16 protein-coding genes and 1 pseudogene are annotated in these 17,296 nt (G+C 71.9%); 5 read left to right on the top strand and 12 right to left on the bottom strand.

Annotated features, from left to right (window positions below; all coding sequences use genetic code 11):
* Positions 1-16 precede the first annotated feature (16 nt).
* On the top strand, positions 17-676 hold the full coding sequence (locus tag ACE1OC_RS36115) for a hypothetical protein (RefSeq protein WP_407841856.1): 660 nt from the start codon (positions 17-19) through the stop codon (positions 674-676).
* 62 nt (positions 677-738) lie between these two features.
* On the opposite strand, the pseudogene ACE1OC_RS36110 reads toward ACE1OC_RS36115, so the two are convergent.
* From ACE1OC_RS36110 to ACE1OC_RS36070, 9 genes and pseudogenes are all read right to left on the bottom strand, one after another.
* Positions 739-1,200: pseudogene (locus ACE1OC_RS36110) on the bottom strand (AAA family ATPase); the annotation flags it as partial.
* Between the two features lie 158 nt (positions 1,201-1,358).
* A complete protein-coding gene (locus ACE1OC_RS36105) occupies positions 1,359-1,775 on the bottom strand; it encodes an ACT domain-containing protein (RefSeq protein WP_407840534.1) in 417 nt (138 codons plus the stop codon).
* A 74-nt stretch (positions 1,776-1,849) separates the two neighbouring features.
* Positions 1,850-2,347 (bottom strand): hypothetical protein, encoded by a 498-nt coding sequence (locus ACE1OC_RS36100; protein ID WP_407840533.1) that lies wholly within the window; start codon positions 2,345-2,347, stop codon positions 1,850-1,852.
* 157 nt (positions 2,348-2,504) lie between these two features.
* Positions 2,505-3,851: a KamA family radical SAM protein gene (locus ACE1OC_RS36095; protein WP_407840532.1), complete on the bottom strand. Its 1,347-nt coding sequence runs from the start codon at positions 3,849-3,851 to the stop codon at positions 2,505-2,507.
* Positions 3,852-4,105: 254 nt separating this feature from the next.
* Entirely contained in the window at positions 4,106-4,333 is a 228-nt protein-coding gene (locus ACE1OC_RS36090; RefSeq protein ID WP_375949687.1) for a DUF397 domain-containing protein, read from the bottom strand.
* A gap of 142 nt (positions 4,334-4,475) precedes the next feature.
* Positions 4,476-5,660 carry a thiolase domain-containing protein gene (locus ACE1OC_RS36085; RefSeq protein WP_407840531.1) on the bottom strand — a complete coding sequence of 395 codons (1,185 nt, stop codon included), beginning with the start codon at positions 5,658-5,660 and terminating at the stop codon, positions 4,476-4,478.
* Positions 5,657-6,715, bottom strand: a complete 1,059-nt coding sequence (locus ACE1OC_RS36080; protein ID WP_407840530.1) for a thiolase domain-containing protein — start codon at positions 6,713-6,715, stop codon at positions 5,657-5,659. The genes ACE1OC_RS36085 and ACE1OC_RS36080 overlap by 4 nt, the downstream gene beginning before the upstream one ends.
* Positions 6,715-7,677, bottom strand: a complete 963-nt coding sequence (locus ACE1OC_RS36075; protein ID WP_407840529.1) for an OB-fold nucleic acid binding domain-containing protein — start codon at positions 7,675-7,677, stop codon at positions 6,715-6,717. The genes ACE1OC_RS36080 and ACE1OC_RS36075 overlap by 1 nt, the downstream gene beginning before the upstream one ends.
* 159 nt (positions 7,678-7,836) lie before the next feature.
* Positions 7,837-8,637 (bottom strand): crotonase/enoyl-CoA hydratase family protein, encoded by an 801-nt coding sequence (locus ACE1OC_RS36070; RefSeq protein WP_250739189.1) that lies wholly within the window; start codon positions 8,635-8,637, stop codon positions 7,837-7,839.
* 174 nt (positions 8,638-8,811) lie between these two features.
* On the opposite strand from ACE1OC_RS36070, the gene ACE1OC_RS36065 reads away from it, so the two are divergent.
* Entirely contained in the window at positions 8,812-10,449 is a 1,638-nt protein-coding gene (locus ACE1OC_RS36065; protein WP_407840528.1) for an acyl-CoA synthetase, read from the top strand.
* A 103-nt stretch (positions 10,450-10,552) separates the two neighbouring features.
* On the opposite strand, the gene ACE1OC_RS36060 is transcribed toward ACE1OC_RS36065, so the two are convergent.
* Both ACE1OC_RS36060 and ACE1OC_RS36055 read right to left on the bottom strand, forming a co-directional pair.
* Complete coding sequence (locus ACE1OC_RS36060; RefSeq protein ID WP_250739187.1) at positions 10,553-10,768, bottom strand: hypothetical protein; 216 nt, start codon at positions 10,766-10,768, stop codon at positions 10,553-10,555.
* 66 nt (positions 10,769-10,834) lie between these two features.
* Entirely contained in the window at positions 10,835-11,725 is an 891-nt protein-coding gene (locus ACE1OC_RS36055; RefSeq protein WP_407840527.1) for an alpha/beta fold hydrolase, read from the bottom strand.
* Positions 11,726-11,832: 107 nt separating this feature from the next.
* On the opposite strand from ACE1OC_RS36055, the gene paaK reads away from it, so the two are divergent.
* The 3 genes from paaK (at position 11,833) to ACE1OC_RS36040 (ending at position 15,570) form a co-directional block, all read left to right on the top strand.
* Positions 11,833-13,170 carry a phenylacetate--CoA ligase PaaK gene (gene paaK, locus ACE1OC_RS36050; protein ID WP_407840526.1) on the top strand — a complete coding sequence of 446 codons (1,338 nt, stop codon included), beginning with the start codon at positions 11,833-11,835 and terminating at the stop codon, positions 13,168-13,170.
* Between the two features lie 175 nt (positions 13,171-13,345).
* Positions 13,346-14,176, top strand: a complete 831-nt coding sequence (locus tag ACE1OC_RS36045; RefSeq protein WP_407840525.1) for a YhjD/YihY/BrkB family envelope integrity protein — start codon at positions 13,346-13,348, stop codon at positions 14,174-14,176.
* A 218-nt stretch (positions 14,177-14,394) separates the two neighbouring features.
* Positions 14,395-15,570, top strand: a complete 1,176-nt coding sequence (locus ACE1OC_RS36040) for a hypothetical protein (RefSeq protein WP_407840524.1) — start codon at positions 14,395-14,397, stop codon at positions 15,568-15,570.
* 34 nt (positions 15,571-15,604) lie between these two features.
* On the opposite strand, the gene ACE1OC_RS36035 is transcribed toward ACE1OC_RS36040, so the two are convergent.
* Positions 15,605-17,134 (bottom strand): fatty acyl-CoA synthetase, encoded by a 1,530-nt coding sequence (locus tag ACE1OC_RS36035; RefSeq protein WP_407840523.1) that lies wholly within the window; start codon positions 17,132-17,134, stop codon positions 15,605-15,607.
* Positions 17,135-17,296: the final 162 nt, after the last annotated feature.

The raw sequence follows: 17,296 nt of genomic DNA, 5'->3' as shown, positions 1-17,296 counted from the left end.
AGGGGTCGCTCTCGGGATGCGTCTCCAGCAGGTGGCGGGCGGCTGCGGAGGGCCCGAGTCCCGCGTCGACGACGGCCGCGGCGGCCTTTCCGTGCAGGGCGACGCGCAGGGCGTCGGGGATCGCGCGGTATATGGCGGTGGCGATGAGGGGGTGGACGAACTCCAGCCCGGACTCGTCGCCTTCCTCGGCGGCCGCTTCCTCGGCGGCGGCCGACAGGATGCGGGCGTCGCGCAGCCGCCCGGTGGCGTCGACGGCCTCCTCGGTGCCGAGTCCGGCGACGCGGGCGGCGAGTTCCCTGGGGATGTCGGTGCCGAGGACGGCGCAGGCCCAGGCGAAGCGGACGGTGGAGGGGCCGAGGCTGTGGAGGCGGGCGACGAGGCCGCTGCCGCGCTGGGCGGCCGCGAGGTCGCGCAGGAGCGGGGCGCTGGCTTCGACGGGGCGAGGCCCTTGTCCCGGACCTTCGCGGTGAGCTCGACGGCCTCGAAGGGGTTGCCGGTGGTGACGGCCCAGGCCTCCCGGCAGAACGCCTCGTCGGCGTGTTCGCCGACGGCCTCCCGGACCAGGCCGGAGACGGCCCGGGCGGTGAGCGGAGCGAGGGTCAGCGGGCGGTGTCCCGCGCGGCCGGGCAGCGTACGGAAGGCCTCGGCGTGCGCGGGCAGTTCGTCGGGGCGGTAGGCGACGACGAGGAGGAGCGGGAGGTGTTCGGCGCGCGGGGCGAAGGCGGCGAGCCAGGAGAGGGATTCGGGGTCGGCCCAGTGGGCGTCGTCGAGGACGAGGGCGACGGGGGCGCGCTGCACGACGAGGTGGGTGAGGACCCAGTCGAGTCCGTCGCGCAGGCCCTGGGGGTCGGGCGGGGCGCCCTGTTCGGCCGCGCAGAGGCCGAGGGCGGGGCCGACGATGGCGTACCAGCTCCCGAGGGCCTCGCGCAGTGCCGCGTCGGAGGTGCCGGCCAGCTGGGGCTGGATGAGCTGGCGGGCGACGTGGAAGGGCTGGCTCTGCTCCTGTTCGCCGCCCCGGGCCGCGAGGACGGTGCAGGCCTTGGTGTGGGCGCGGCGGCGGACTTCGCCGAGGAGCGTGGTCTTGCCGAGGCCGGCGGGTCCGGAGAAGGCCAGCAGGGCTCCACCGGCCTCGGGGCCCGGATCCGTGAGCTGGTCCAGGGCCTCGTCGACGGCGGTGAGTTCCGTGTCGCGTTCGAACATCGTGCGCCGTTTGCGGGTCCGGCGTTCCGTCATGGCTGGTACCCCCCAGGCCTGTTCGGGGGTTCAGCGTACGCCCGCGCACGCGCCCGGGATTGCCTGTGCGGCAAATAGAACTGATCTTCTTTCGGGTGCCGCCGGCTGGTGTATGGGCGAAGGGCTCAGTCCTGCGTGGAACGGTCCGCGAGCGCTTCCAGGACGGCCACGGCCTCGGCGGCCCGGGCGGCGTCCACGAAGAGGTGGTCGTGGTGGTAGCCGGCGATGACGTTGCAGCTCAGGCCGTGTGCCGCGAGTTCGGTGGCGAAGGCCGCGGTGAGGCCGACGGCGTCGAGGGAGGAGTGGACGCGCAGGGTGATCCAGCCCGCCGTGTACGTGTACGGGAGTCCGGCCTCGTCGGCGTCCTCCTGGCTCAGCACGAGGGTGAGCCCCTCGGGCTCCAGGACGGAGGCGACGGGGGTGAGCCCGGCCAGGGCTTCCGGGTCGGTGTCTCCGGGGATGGTGCAGAACACGTACAGCCCGTCGTTCAGTTCGGGCCGCATGCCGCTCAGCAGCTTTCGCAGGTCGCTTTCTCCGCTCACGCAGCCACCGTACCCGTGGTCGGGCCGTGGTCGAGTCGTGGCCGGTCCGACACCCCGGGGCGATGCCCTCGCCGTCACCCGTACTCGGACCGGTCGGGCTCCGGGTCCTCCTCGCGCAGTCGCCGGTGCCACCAGGCGAGCGGGCGGCCGAGCCAGTCGGCCCATCCGGAGTCCGGCGGGTCCGGGTCCTCGATCGTGCGGCGGCGGAACTCGTCGTCCAGGCCGCGCAGCAGGCGGGTCAGGGCGGTACGGCCGACCGGCGGCAGCAGCCGGTGGTGGTCGCGCAGCTCGTCCCGGACGGAGGCGACGCCGGCGAAGGAACACCCCGGGCAGTCGGCGCACGGGGAGGGGCCCAGGTACAGGTGGCGGCCGGGGCGGCTCAGGAAGACGCGGTACCTGGCCAGCAGGTCCGCGATCTCACCGGCCCGTCCGGGGCGGGCCCAGTGCACGGCCGCGGCCGCCTCGGGCGGCAGCCGGTCGACGGGCGGGAGCGCCCGCGCCCAGGCGGGCGGCCGCCGGTCCTCGTACGTTCCTCGTTCGGCGCGCAGCGCGCCGGGCCGTCTACGCGGCATCGCCCTTTCGGCGGGTGATCGTCATGGCGGCCATGGTGCCGGGACCCTGCCAGGTCCGGCAAGGGGGTTTACGGGGGGAGGGCTGGGAGGGGGGAGGGAAGGCGGGCGGGACGACTGGGCGGCACGACACGGACTCCTCGGCAGGAGCGACGCCCCCTCAGGCCGGCTGCCCGCCGGCCGGCTGCCGTACGCCGACCAGTGCGGCGGCGATGTCGGGAGGAGTGGTACCGACGAGTCGGAGCTCGTCCAGCCAGGCCGCGCTCTCGCTGTAGTGGGCCTGGAACGGGCGGCCGACCAGTCGAGGGTCGCGGGCCTGGAGCATGCGCAGCTGGAAGACCCGGCCCTGGGCGGTCTCGGCCACGCCGTCGACGACCACTTTTCCGGGTGCCGCCGACATGACCGGCCCGCGCACCGTGCGGGCGAGTCCAGGAAGGGTCAGGTAAGCGGACCGGAAGATGTCGTGGGCCCGGGCGAGCGGTACCTTGAAGTACTCGTACGGGCCGGTGTCCCGCTCGACGAACATGTAGTAGGGGATGGCGCCCGCGGCCAGTTCCGCACGCCACAGGGCGCTCCAGGTCCGCGGGTCGTCGTTGACGTGTGCGACCAGGGGTGCCTGGCAGTAGACCATCGCACCGGTGGACCGGATCCGTGCGACGGCCCGGCGGGCGAGGTCGGAGTCCAGCTCCCGCGGGTGGGTGAAGTGCGCCATCACCGCGAGGTTCCTCCCCGAGGCCACCACGTCCTCGAAGAGCCGGAGCACATCGTCGGCGTCCGTGTCGGTGACGAACCGCTGGGGCCAGTAGGCGACCGACTTGGTGCCGATGCGGACGGTACGGACACCGGGCGCGCCCAGGATGGGGCCGAGATGGCTGCGCAGCCGTTCGGTGGACATGATCATCGGGTCGCCGCCGGTGACGAGGACGTCCTCGACCTCGGGGTGACGGCCGAGGTAGTCGACGAGGCCCTCGGGTGACGGAGCGGCGAACCGTAAATCGGCATCCCCCACGAACTGTGCCCATCGGAAGCAGTAGGTGCAGTACGCGTGGCAGGTCTGTCCCTGACCGGGGAAGTACAGGACGGTCTCGCGGTACTTGTGCTGGAGGCCGGGCACCGCATCCCCGTCCAGGGTGGGGACGTTGAGCTGCTTCTGCCCCGAGGGGTGGGGGTTGAGGCCGTCACGGATCTGCTGGACCGCGAGCCGCAGTTCCTTCCTGGCGGCGGGATCGTCCACGAGGGCCGACAGCCGGCGCTCGTCCTCGGCCGGGAGCATCCCGCTCTGCGGGAAGACCATCTGGAAGACGGGGTCGCCCGGAATGTCGTCCCAGTCGATCAGGTGGGACAGGACGTACTCGTTCACGCGGAACGGCAGGACGGCGCCGAGAGCCTTCACGCTCCGGGCGATGTGCTCCGGTATCGCGAACCTGCGGCTCAGCTCATCGACGTGACGGACACCGTAGGCCCGGAACCTCTCCGTGTCCGGGGCCGCTGCGATGGAAATGGGCATGCGACATCCTCCGGTTCCAGGGGCTGCTCCGGGCGAGTTTCTTGATCGTATGCCGATCGGGCCAACCGGAACCGTGTGAAGGGAAGGTCGGCCGATAGGTGATCGCGTGGCCTGAACCGCCCTGCCGAACTCGGCTTGCCTGCCGCCCCACTGGAGGTATCGCCCCCGTGCTGACGCTCCGCGGGCCGGGCCGGGCCGGGCCGGGCCGAACCCGGCCCGGGCCGGCCCGCGGAGCGATCCCGTGAGGGGCGTCGCTAGGTCAGGTCGAACTCCCCGCCCCGTGCGTTCAGCACGAACTTGCGCCACTCGTCCGGCGCGAAGATCAGCGAGGGGCTTTCGGGGCGGTCGCCGTTGCGCATCGCGATGAACCCCTCCACGAAGGCGATCTGGACGTCACCCGCTCCCCGGCTGCTCGACTGCCAGTCCGCCTCGGTCAGATCGAGGTCAGGCTTTCCCCAGCCGGCCGGCGCCTTCGAAGTCATGCTCTCTGCCACGTGCGTGCTCCTCCCGGTACTCCCGGTTCGTCGTCCCGGGGCCAGGTTAGCCATCGCACGCCGTGCCGCACAGGCCACGGTGCGTCACTCGTGGCCTGTTCGGCACCCCGCCCCGGAATCGGGTTTCCGCTCAGGAGTCCGGCTGCTCCGCTCCCACCAGCCACATCGCGAAGAACTGCGCCCCGCCGCCGTAGGCGTGCCCCATCGCCCGCCGGGCGTCCGGGACTTGGTGCTCCCCGGCCTGACCGCGCACCTGGAGGGCCGCTTCCGCGAAGCGGATCATGCCGGAGGCGCCGATGGGGTTGGTGGACAGCACGCCTCCCGACGGGTTGACGGGCAGGTCCCCGTCGAGTTCCGTGACCCCGGCCTCGGTGAGCTTCCAGCCCTCGCCCTCCTCGGCGAAACCGAGGTTCTCCAGCCACATCGGCTCGTACCAGGAGAACGGCACGTACATCTCCACGGCGTCGATCTCCCGGCGCGGATCGGTGACCCCCGCCTGCCGGTAGACGTCGGCCGCGCAGTCCTTGCCCGCCTGCGGGGACACGAAGTCCTTCCCCGCGAAGAGGGTCGGCTCGCTGCGCATCGCCCCACCGTGCACCCAGGCCGGCGGCTTCGGCGAACGGGCCGCGCCCGCACGGTCGGTGAGGATCATCGCGCACGCCCCGTCGGAGGACGGGCAGGTCTCGGAGTACCGGATCGGGTCCCACAGCATCGGGGAAGCCTGGACCTTCTCCAGGGTGATGTCGTGCTCGTGCAGGTGCGCGTACGGGTTCTTCAGCGCGTTGCGGCGGTCCTTGTACGCGACGAGCGAGCCCACCGTGTCGGGGGCGCCGGTGCGCCGCATGTACGCGCGCACGTGTGGGGCGAAGAACCCGCCGGCCCCCGCCAGCAGCGGCTGCTGGAAGGGGACGGGGAGCGAGAGCCCCCACATGGCGTTGGACTCGGACTGCTTCTCGAAGGCGAGGGTCAGCACCGTGCGGTGGACCCGGGCTGCGACCAGGTTGGAGGCGACCAGCGCGGTGGAGCCGCCCACCGAACCGGCCGTGTGCACGCGGAGCATGGGCTTGCCGACGGCGCCGAGGGCGTCCGCGAGGTACAGCTCCGGCATCATCACGCCCTCGAAGAAGTCGGGGGCCTTGCCGATGACGACCGCGTCGATGTCCGCCCAGGTCAGCTCGGCGTCCGCGAGCGCGCGGGCCGCCGCCTCGCGCACCAGTCCGGCGATGGAGACGTCGTGGCGGGCGGCCACGTGCTTGGTCTGGCCGATGCCGACGATGGCCACCGGCTCCTTGCCCGTCGCGGCGGAGGTGCTCATGCTCGGTCCCCTTCCAGGACGGCGACCAGGTTCTGCTGGAGGCAGGGGCCGGAGGTGGCGTGCGCGACGGCCCGGTCGGACTCGCCGCGGTGGATGCGGGCGGCCGCCTCGCCGATTCGGATCAGGCCCGCGGCCATCATCGGGTTGGCGGCGAGCGCTCCGCCGGAGGGGTTGACTGCGACGTCGCGGCCGAGCCCGAGGGCCTTGCGCAGCACGACCTCCTGGGAGGAGAAGGACGCGTGCAGTTCGGCGGTGTCCACCGGGGCCTCGAACACGCCCGCGTGCTCGGCGGCGATCCGCGTCGACGGGGAGTCGGTGAGGTCGCGCAGCCCGAGGCTGTGGGCCTCGATGCGGTGGTCGATGCCGGTGATCCAGGCGGGCCGCTCGCACAGCCGGCGGGCCACGTCCCCGGCGGCCAGGATGACGGCGGCCGCGCCGTCGCCGATGGGCGGGCAGTCGCCGGTGCGCAGCGGGGCGACCTGGTACTCGCCCTGGGCGACGGCTCCGCTGAGCTGGGCGTGCGGGTTGGTGCTCGCGGAGGCACGGCTCCGGGCGCCGATCGCGGCGAGCCCGGCCTCGTCGGTCTCCCCCGCGTCGATGAGCGCCTGCGCCTGGAGGGCGGCCAGGGCCACCGAGTCGGGCCAGAGCGGAGCGACGTAGTACGGGTCGAGCTGGCGGGTCAGCACGTCGCGGACCGACCCCGGCGAGGACTTCCCGTACGAGTAGACGAGCGCGGTGTCGGCCTCGCCGGTCTGGATCTTGACCCAGGCCTCGTACAGGGCCCAGGCCCCGTCCATCTCCACGTGCGATTCGGAGATGGGCGGCCAGGCGCCGACCCCGTCGAGGGTCATGGTGAAGGAGAAGGCCCGGCCGGCGAGGTAGTCGCTGGAACCGGAGCAGGTGAAGCCGATCTCGCCCGCCTTCAGTCCGGTGGCGGCCAGCACCTGGTGCAGGACCGGCATGACCATCTCTACTTCGCTGAGCTCGTCTGTACGGCGCAGGTGGTCGCTCTGCGCGAAGGCGACCACCGCGACCTCGCGGGCGTATCGGGCCATCAGATGAGCTCCTTGTACACGTCGTAGTCCGCGTCCGGCTCTCCGGTGGGGCGGTAGTGGTCGGGGTAGCGGCCGCCTTCGGTCCAGACGGGTTCGACCCGCAGGCCCATCCGCACCTGGTCGTACGGGATCCCGCCGATCCGGCCGTGGAGCGCGAGGCCGGCGCCGTCGAGGGCGATGTGGGCGTAGACGTACGGCACTTCGATGTCGAGGTTCTTGGCCTTGATGTTGACGATGCAGTACGTGGTCACGGTGCCGGCCGGACCGACCTCGACCCGGTCGGTGGTGGCGACCCCGCAGGTGGGGCAGGCGCCGCGCGGGGGCACGTACACCTTGTGGCAGGAGGGGCAGCGCTCGCCGATGGTCTTCTGCTCGGAGAGCCCGGCGATGTACGCGGTCTGCGCGCGGCCGGGGCTGTACGTGTAGTCCAGGCGGGCCTCGGCGACGATCCCGGTGACGGCGTCCGCGAACTCCCCGCTGTGCGGAGCCGCCTCCCCGTGCGCTTCCCCGTCGCCGGCGGGCTCGAAGCAGGCGATGTCGGTGATGGCCCCGGTCCGCTCCCCGGCCCATCGCACGCGGACCCGCATGCCGGTGGTGACGGCCTCGGGCCCGGGGGCGTCGAGGGCGTGCAGGATCGCGGTGTCGGCGCCGTCGAGGCGGACGAGGACCCAGGCGAAGGGCGTGGCGAGGGGCTGGTTGGGGCGCGGCGACCCGTTCCAGGCCCAGGTGGTGACGGTCCCGGTGGTGCCCACCTCGACCAGGTCGCGGATCTCCTCGGCGGTGACGGGGTCGTACTCGACGGGCGGCACCATCACCTTGCCGTCGGCGGTCGTGACCCCGAGGACGACCCCTTCGCGCAGCCCGGTGAGGAAGGCGCTCTGCACGGGGCCGAGGGAGCGGGTGAAGGGGAACTCGACGACAAGGGGTGCGCGGAGGATCTCGGGTGGCGACGCGGCTGTCATGGGTGGGTCTCCGATGTAGGGGGCGGGGCACTTCCTGCCCCACCGGGCGAATCAGGCTCTGCCGGGCCAATCAGGCACCGCCGGGGCCACTTCAGCCCCTCCGGCGTTTGAGGAGCAGTGGTCCGGGGACCGGTCCCCGGCAACGGCGCCGCAACCGGACTACTCCCGCCGATACAGCGCGGGCCGCTTCTCGGCGAACGCCCGCGCCCCCTCCTTCGCGTCGGCCGTGTCGAAGATCGGCCACCCCCGCAGCAGCTCCGCCGCCAGCCCCTCCGACTCCGTCATCTCGGCCGTCTCGTAGACGGAGGCCTTCACCGCCTCCACCGCCAGCGGCCCGCACGCGTTGATCCGCTCCGCGATCTCCAGCGCCGCGGCCAGCGCCGTCCCGTCGGGCACCACCCGACCGACGAGCCCTATCCGCGCGGCCTCCTCGGCCGCGTACGGCCGTCCGGTCAGCAGCATCTCCAGGGCGTGCGTCCGCGGGATCTGCCGCGGCAGCCGTACCGTCGAGCCTCCGATCGGGAAGAGCCCCCGCTTGACCTCGAACAATCCGAAGGTGGCCCCCTCCCCCGCGACCCGGATGTCGGTCCCCTGGAGGATCTCCGTACCGCCGGCCACGCAGTAGCCCTCGACCGCCGCGATGATCGGCTTGCGCGGCCGGTGATGGCGCAGCATCGCCTTCCAGTGCAGGTCGGGGTCGGCCTTGAGCCGGTCCCGGTACTGGTCGCCCGCCATGCCCTTGCCTGCCAGCGCCTTCAGGTCCATGCCGGCGCAGAAGTCCCCGCCGGCCCCCGTCAGCACCACCGAGCGGATCGTGTCGTCCGCGTCGGCCTCCAGCCAGCCGTCGTACAGCCCCACCAGCAGCGGCAGCGAGAGCGCGTTCTTCGCCTCGGGCCTGTTCATGGTGAGCACCAGCGTGGCTCCGTGGCGTTCCACGGTCAGGTGTTCTGTCCCACCCATTGCCGTCCTCCCGTCTCAAGACCTAGAACAGGTTGCAGGAGGGGCGGGTGCAGTTCAATAGTTTTCTGACACCCAGTCAGATTTCTTGGACGGTCCCCTTCCCTGTTGGGGTTGGCGACGCTCTAATGACCGCCGAGCAGACCAGCCATGGGATTTTCTGGGTCAGGAGGACCGGTGGAGTACAACATTGCCGACCTGTTCGAGTCGGTCGTGGACGTGGTCCCGGACCGCGAGGCCCTCGTGTACGTGGACCACCCCGGGACCGGCGCCGAACGCCGCCTCACGTACGCGGAGCTGGACGCGGCGGCGAACCGCATCGCGCACCATCTGCTGGACAGCGGCCTGGAGGCCGGTGAGCACCTGGGCCTGCACCTCTACAACGGCGTCGAGTACCTCCAGACCGTCATCGCCTGCCTGAAGGCCCGCCTGGTACCGGTGAACGTGAACTACCGGTACGTGGAGGAGGAGCTCGTCTACCTCTACAACGACGCCGACCTCGCCGCGCTCGTCTTCGAGGGCGAGTTCACCGAGCGGGTCGCGGCGGCGCTCCCGCAGACGACCAAGCTCCGTCACCTGATCCGCGTCGGGCCGACCCCCGAGGGGGCTCCGGAGCCCGCGATCGCGCCGGTCGCGTACACCGACGCGGAGGCGGCCGGTTCGCCCGGCCGCGGATTCCCGCCCCGCTCCCCCGACGACCTGTTCATCATCTACACGGGCGGCACCACCGGTATGCCCAAGGGCGTCATGTGGCGCGCCGAGGACCTCTTCTTCGCCGGCCTCTTCGGGGGCGAACCGACCGGCGAACCGGTGAAGCGGCCCGAGGAACTGGCCGAGCGGGTCGCGTCGAAGGGCGCCGGGCTCACCTTCTTCCCCGCGCCACCGCTGATGCACGGCACGTCCACGCTGACGTCCTTCATCGCCTTCAACTACGGGCAGCGGGTGGTCATCCACCGCAAGTACGCGCCCGAGGAGGTGCTGCGCACGATCGAGAAGGAGAAGGTCTCCAGCGTTTCGCTGGTGGGCGACGCGATGCTGCGGCCGCTCATCGACGCCCTCAACGGGCCACTGAAGGGCACCGACCTGTCCTCCCTCTTCAGCGTCTCCTCCTCCGGCGCGATCATGTCGGAGACGGTGCGCGCCGAGTTCCAGGCGCTCGTCCCGAACGTGATGCTCCTGAACAACTTCGGTTCGTCCGAGTCCGGCTCGAACGGCCGCGCGACGAACGACTCCAGCCCGGAGAAGGGCTTCCGGCTGGAGGTCAACGAGCGTACGCAGGTGGTCGACCCGGTGACCCACGAGCCGGTGCCGGTCGGCGAACCGGGACGGCTCGCGCAGCGCGGGTACGTCCCGCTGGGCTACTACAACGACCCCGTCAAGACCGCCGAAACCTTCTTCCAGAAGGGATCCGAGCGGTGGGTGCTGCTCGGTGACATGGCGACCGTCGACGAACAGGGCATCGTCACCGTCCTCGGCCGCGGCTCGCAGTGCATCAACACGGGCGGCGAGAAGGTGTACCCGGAGGAGGTCGAGCAGGCGCTGAAGTCCCACCCGGACGTCTACGACGCCCTGGTCGCCGGGGTCGCGGACCCGAAGTGGGGCAGCCACGTGGCGGCCGTGGTCCAGATCCGGGAGGGCGCCACCGACCCGACGCTGGACGAGATACAGGCCCATTGCCGCACCAAGCTGGCGGGTTACAAGATCCCGCGCCAGCTCGTCATCGCCCCCGCCATCCAGCGCTCGCCGAGCGGCAAGGCGGACTACCGGTGGGCGAAGTCGGTGGCCACGGAGGCGGACGCGGACACCGCGAGCTGACCCCGCACGGCGCGCACGCCCGCGGGCCGGGACCCTGAGGGGTCCCGGCCCGCGGGCGTTTCCGTACGTACGCACGCGCTGGTGCTCGCAGGGGCGTGGCGCCTCAGAGCTTGGTCCGCAGTTCGGCCGCCAGGGTGCGGGTCCAGGTGGCCAGCTCCGACCGGTCCGCGCCCTGGCCCAGCACATCCGCCTGGGCGTCGTCGAGCCTCAACGGGCCGGGGTCTTCCAGCAGGTGGGCCACTTCGGCGAGCAGTCCGGCCAGGCGTCGCGCGCCCGGGGCGCCGAGCCGCACCGATACCGCGGGGTCGATGACGGGCATGGCCGCCGCCTCCCTTCGCCAAGGGCGTCTGCTTCGACCGTACGCCCGCGGCCCGGCGGTCGCCGCTCATGCCCCGGTGGCCAGGAACCGTTCGACGCGCTCGGCGAACCACCGGGGCTCGTCGAGCCAGGGGAAGTGCCCGCCGCCCCGCTGTACGTCGGTGACGCCCCGCGCGAAGAGCTCCGCGAGCCGGGCGGCGAGGGCCGGGGAAGGGTTGGAGTCCAGCTCCCCGGCCAGGACCAGCGCCTCCCCGGCGAAGCGGCCGAGCGCGGCCCGGGTGGCGGGCGGGTCGAAGGCGCCCGGGCCGGCGAAGGCGGCGGAGGCCTCGGCGTTCTTCTGGACCGGGCTCAGTGCCGCGTGGGCGCGCGCCGTCTCGTCCCAGCGCCCGTAGGCGAGGGGCATCGCCGTCGTCCAGTCGGCCTCGTCGGGGTCCCCGCCTGCGGCGACGGCGGCGAGCACCCGCTCGTAGGCCGCGATGGCCGTGTCGTAGGGCTCGCCGCCGGCTCTCCGGCGGACGTCCGCGAGGCGGCTTTCGGGGGATTCGGTGAGATCCACGGCCCAGCAGGTCGGCGTGATCAGGGCCAGTCGGCGGACCCGCTGCGGGTGCGCCGCCGTGTAGAGCAGGGCCAGGTTCCCTGAGGCGGAGTGGGCGAGCAGGTCGGCGCTCTCCAGGCCGAGGTGGCTGCGCAGCGCCTCGACGTCGGCCACCTGGTGGTCGACCCGGTACGTCGAGGGGTCGGCCGGGAGCGCGGAGTCCCCGGTGCCCCGCAGGTCGAGCAGGATCAGCCGGCGTCCGGCGGACAGTCCGCCGAGGTCGCCCAGGTAGGCGGAGGCCCGCATGGCGCCGCCGGGGAGGCAGAGGAGCGGCTCGCCTTCACCCTGGACGTGGTACGCGAGTTCGGTTCCGTCGTGGGCGGTGAAAGCAAAGGTGCAGGTGGAGGGTGTGGAGGTCGGCATGGGCGCAATCTCAGCAGACGATCACCCGTTCGAGTAATTGATTTGGCCGCCAAGGTCCGGCAATCTACCGAATGATCGGTCGGTTGACTCGGAATGGGGTGGGCGGCATGGGTACGGACGCGCGGGGCCACGACGGCGGTGCGGACGCGACGGACGTGACGGACGTGACGGACGCGGGCGAGCGGATGGGCCGGGACGAGCTGGCGGCGCTCCAGTTGACCCGGCTGCGGGCGACCTTGCGCCGGGCGTACGACCGGGTGCCCTTCTACCGGCAGGCCTTCGACAAGGCCGGCCTGCATCCCGACGACTGCCGCTCCCTCGCCGATCTCGCCCTGTTCCCCTTCACCACCAAGTCCGATCTGCGCGACCAGTACCCCTTCGGGATGTTCGCCGTGCCGCGCTCCGAGGTCCGCCGCATCCACGCGTCCAGCGGGACCACGGGGCGGCCGACCGTCGTCGGGTACACCGACGGGGACCTGTCCACCTGGGCGGACGTCGTCGCCCGCTCGATCCGCGCGGCGGGCGGCAGACCGGGCCAGATCGTCCACATCGCCTACGGGTACGGACTGTTCACCGGCGGCCTGGGCGCCCACTACGGCGCGGAGCGCCTGGGCTGTACGGTCGTGCCCGCCTCGGGCGGGATGACGGACCGCCAGGTCCGGCTGATCCAGGACTTCCGGCCGGAGGTCATCATGGTGACCCCCTCCTACATGCTGACCCTGCTGGACGAGATGGAGCGCCAGGGCATCGACCCGCGCACCACCTCGCTCCGTACGGGGATCTTCGGCGCCGAGCCGTGGACGGAGGAGATGCGCCGCGAGATCGAGGAGCGTCTGAACATCGACGCCGTGGACATATACGGGCTCTCGGAGGTCATGGGCCCGGGTGTCGCACAGGAGTTCGCCGAGACCAAGGACGGGCTCCACATATGGGAGGACCACTTCTACCCGGAGGTGGTCGACCCGCTGACGGGCGCCGTGCTGCCGGAGGGGGAGGCCGGGGAGCTGGTCTTCACCTCGCTCACCAAGGAGGCGATGCCCGTCATCCGCTACCGCACCAGGGACCTGACGCGACTGCTTCCCGGGACCGTCCGGCCGGCCTTCCGCCGCATGGAGAAGATCACCGGCCGCAGCGACGACATGATCATCCTGCGCGGGGTGAACCTCTATCCCACCCAGATCGAGGAGGTGCTCCTGCGGACCCCGGACCTGGCTCCGCACTTCCAGCTCCGCCTGACCCGGCAGGGACGGCTGGACGCCCTGACGGTACGGGTGGAGGCGCGCCGCGGGAGCGACGCGGGCCGGCGGGAGGCCGCGGCGGCCTCGGTCGTGCGGGCCGTCAAGGAGGGCATCGGCGTCTCGGTCGCGGTGGAGGTGGTCGATCCGGAGACGCTGGAGCGGTCGGTCGGCAAGATCAAGCGACTGGTGGACCTCCGGGGGGCCTGAGGCACGCCCCGGCGGCGGATGCCGGGCCACGCCCCGGCCGGGGCTCGGCCACCGGGCCGCCGCCGGGGTTCCGCCACCGGGGTTCCGCCGCCGGGCCGCGGCCGGATCCACCCCTTCGGGCCCACTCGGGGCTCCTCCCGGGAAGGCGCGGGCCCATCCGGGTAGGGACAGAGGCGTGACCTCGACCTACCGGCGGATCCACGACCGGCTCCAGGCCTCCCAGGCCGGGCTGGCGTGGAGCCGTGGCCGGGAGATGGAGCTGATGCACCGGGCCATGGGCTTCGCCGCCCTCGGCTTCCTCACCCTGGTGCCGCTGCTCGTCGTCGTCGCGGCCGCCGCGCCGGGCAGCGGCTCGGGCTTCGGCCGCTGGCTCGGTCAGGCCCTCGGGGTGACGGAGTTCTCCCGGGAGCGGGTGGAGATGCTGTTCGGCGCCGCGGACCTCGCGCTGGAGCGGACCACCGCCTTCGGTCTCGCCGCCCTCGCGGTCTTCGGCCTGACCTTCGGCTCCGCCGTGCAGACCGGGTACGAGAAGGTCTGGGACCTGCCGACGGCCCGCTGGCACACCATGTGGCGGCACGTCGTCTGGCTCGCCCTGCTGGTCTGCTACCTCGGGCTGCTGGTCCTCATCCCCGCCCCGTCGCACGACGCGCCCGGCACGATCCTGGGCACCACGGGCGATCTCATCGGGACCTGTCTGTTCTTCTGGACCTCCCAGTGGATCCTCCTCGGCGGCCGGGTGCGCTGGCGCGCCCTGCTCCCGGGGGCCGCGTGCACCAGTCTCGGCCTCCTCGGGCTGCGGGTCTTCTCGCAGCTGGTGTTCTCCCCGCTGATCGCCTCCAACGCCGTGACGTACGGCCCCTTCGGCACCCTCCTGGTCGTCCAGTCCTGGCTGGTCGGCGTCGGCTTCGTGGTCTACGGCGGCGCCCTGGTCGGCCGCCTCTTCCACGAGCACCTCGTCCTGCGCCGCCTCCGGGCCACGGAACTCGCGGCGGACCGGGAGCCGTAGCTCCGGACGGCTCGGACGCAGTCCGGATTTTCGCCCGGTTTCCGAAGTCCCGGCCCGACAACACCGACACACCCGAACTCCGGAAAAGGGCGCCACCGCACAAAAGAATTACCGGACAGGGCGATATTCCCGGTGCGCCTAGAAAAGGATGGATGTTGATCTGATGTAAACAATGATCGGATCGCCCCCCGGCGCCTCCCCCGAAAAGGAGTCAGACAATGAGGCCACTGCGCCGCCCCCGCCAGGCCACCGCCCTGCTCGCCGCGCCCGCGTTCGCACTCACTGTCGCCGGCCTGGCCGCCACCCCCGCTCACGCGGCCACCATCAGCGTCGCCTGCTCCCCCGCCGCCCTCATTCAGGCCATCACCACCGCCAACAGCACCCCCGCCACCTCCGACACCCTCAACCTCGCCAGCGACTGCACCTACACCTTCACCGAGCAGATCGCCGGCCCCGGCCTGGCCGCGCTCCCCCAGATCACCAGCTCCATCATCATCAACGGACGCAACGCCACCCTCACCCGGGACGAAAGCACCGACAACGAATTCCGCTTCTTCACCCTCCCCCCTACCACCCGCGGGAACCTGAAGCTCCGGGACATTGCCCTCACCAACGCCCAGGCCGGCGGAGGCGCCCAGGGCGGGGCCGTCCAGCTGGGATTCGGCACCGTTGTTTCCCTTACCAACACCCGCCTCACCGGCAATGGCTCCAGCAATGGGGGCGGCGCCATCAACAACAGCAACGGAACCCTCCGCGTCGAACGTTCCTACTTCAAAGGCAACAGCACCGAAGCCGGCCACGGCGGTGCCATCCTGAGCAGCGGCGCCACCCGCGTGGACCACAGTGTCTTCATCAACAACTCCACCGGCCCCGTCAGCGGTGGCAACGGCGGAGCCATCGCACACAGCAGCATCACCGCACCCTTCACCCTGACCTCGAGCATCCTCACCGGCAACGAAGCAAAGGGCCTGGGCGGCGCCGTCCACACCAGCAGTTCCTCGGCGACCATCTCCGACAGCCAGATCCGCAGCAACGACGCGAGGACCGGCGGGGGCATCGCCAACTTCGGCACGCTCACCATCAACATGCTCACCACCCTCCGTGGCAACACCGCGAGCTTCTCCGGTGGCGGCATCTACAACTTCGGAACGCTCAATACCCGCAACGTCGTCATCGACAGGAACGCGGTCACCCAAGGAACCGGCGGCGGCCTCCACAACCAGGGCGACGTCACGCTCACCGACTCCCGTGTCACGGGCAATTCCGCGGCCTACGGCCCCGCCGGCCTCCACAACGAAGGCGGGACCGTCACGCTCAACCACACCAACATCTCCAACAACAACCCCAGTAACTGCGATCCCTCGAACCCCGCCGTCACCGGCTGCGCCCGGTAGGTCGGCCCACGCCCGAGGGCCGCAGGAAGGACGGTCAGGACGGGTTCGAGAAGCGGTCGCGCAGGGTGCGCTTGAGGATCTTGCCGCTCGCGTTGCGGGGGAGGGCGTCCACGAAGAGGATCCGCTTCGGGGCCTTGAAGTGGGCCAGCTTCTCGCGGGCGTAGGCCAGGAGTTCCGCTTCCGTCACCCCGTCGCGCGGGACCACCACCGCCGTGACGGCCTCGATCCACCGTTCGTCCGGCAGGCCGACCACCGCGGCCTCGGCCACGCCCGGGTGGGTGTACAGCACGTCCTCGACCTGCCGTGAGGCGACCAGCACCCCGCCCGAGTTGATGACGTCCTTCACCCGGTCCACGACCGTGAAGTACCCCTCGGGGTCCCGGACCGCCAGGTCGCCGGAGCGGAACCAGCCGTCCCGGAAGGCCTTCTTCGTGGCCTCCGCGTCGTTCCAGTAGCCCAGGCAGAGCTGCGGGGAGCGGTAGACCACCTCGCCCGCCGTGCCGTCCGGCACCTCGGCCCCGTCCTCGTCGACGACCCGCGCCTCCACGTGGTGGACCGGCCGGCCGCACGAGTCCATCCGCCCCTCGTGCTCCTCCGGCCGCAGCACCGTGGCCAGCGGGCCGATCTCGCTCTGGCCGAAGCAGTTGTAGAAGCCGAGTCCGGGCAGCCGCGCCCGCAGCCGTTCCAGGACCGGCACCGGCATGATCGAGGCCCCGTAATACGCCTTGCGCAGGGCCGACAGGTCGCGGACGGCGAAGTCCGCGAAAGCTGCGAAGTCAGGGTGGTTCGCCAGCCCGATCCACACCGTCGGCGGAGCGAACAGGCTGTCCGCCTCCCCCGCCTCCACCAGGTCGAAGATCTCCTCCGCAACCGGCGCGTCCACGATCGTGTTCCGTGCGCCCACCGCCAGGTACGGCAGCAGGAACACGTGCATCTGCGCCGAGTGGTACAGCGGCAGGGAGTGCACCGGCAGATCGCCCTCCGCCAGGTCCAGGGCCGTGATCGCGCTCTCGTACTCGTGGCAGAGCGCCTCGTGCGTCATCATCGCCCCCTTCGGCAGGGCGGTGGTCCCGGAGGTGTACAGCAGCTGCGCCAGCCTGGACGGGTCCCCGGAGCGGGAGGGCTCCGCCGGTTCGGCCAGGTCGGCCAGGTCCGCCAGGAAGGAGTCGGGCGCGTCGCGCAGCGGGCGTACGGCGAAGCCTTCGGGGACCCGCCCGGCCAGGTCGGGGTCCGCGAGGACGAGCGTGCTCCCGGAGTTCTCCAGGATGTACGCGAGGTCCTCCCCGGTGAGGTTCTGGTTGACGGGGACGTGCGTGAGCCCGGCCCGCGCGCAGGCGAGGAAGGCCAGGAGATAGGCATCGGAGTTGTGCCCGAAGGTCGCGACCCGGTCCCCCTCGGCCAGCCCGTAGCGCCCGCGCAGCACGACCGCGCCCGTGGAGACGGCCGCGTCCAGTTCCGCGTAGGTCCAGGTCCGCTCGCGGTAGCGGACCGCGATCCGGTCCGGGACGCGCCGCGCGCTGTCGTGGAGCAGTCCGTCGACCGTGTTCTTCCGCACCGGGGTCATGGCGGGATCTTCGTCTGCGCGGACGGCTAGGTCAATGAGCCGGGCGCCGCGGACGCCGGGCCGGAACACGCAGGGATACCAAACGGCATGTTGACACGACGTCAGGTGGCCTGCATGAGTGTGGGGGCACACCAGCACCACCCGTCCGCACGGGCGATCGCG

The organism is Streptomyces stoeckheimensis (assembly GCF_045822005.1).
Taxonomy (GTDB): Bacteria; Actinomycetota; Actinomycetes; order Streptomycetales; family Streptomycetaceae; genus Streptomyces; species Streptomyces stoeckheimensis.
Note: the sequence above shows the minus strand (reverse complement) of the source record. Positions and strands in the feature narration are given on the sequence as shown.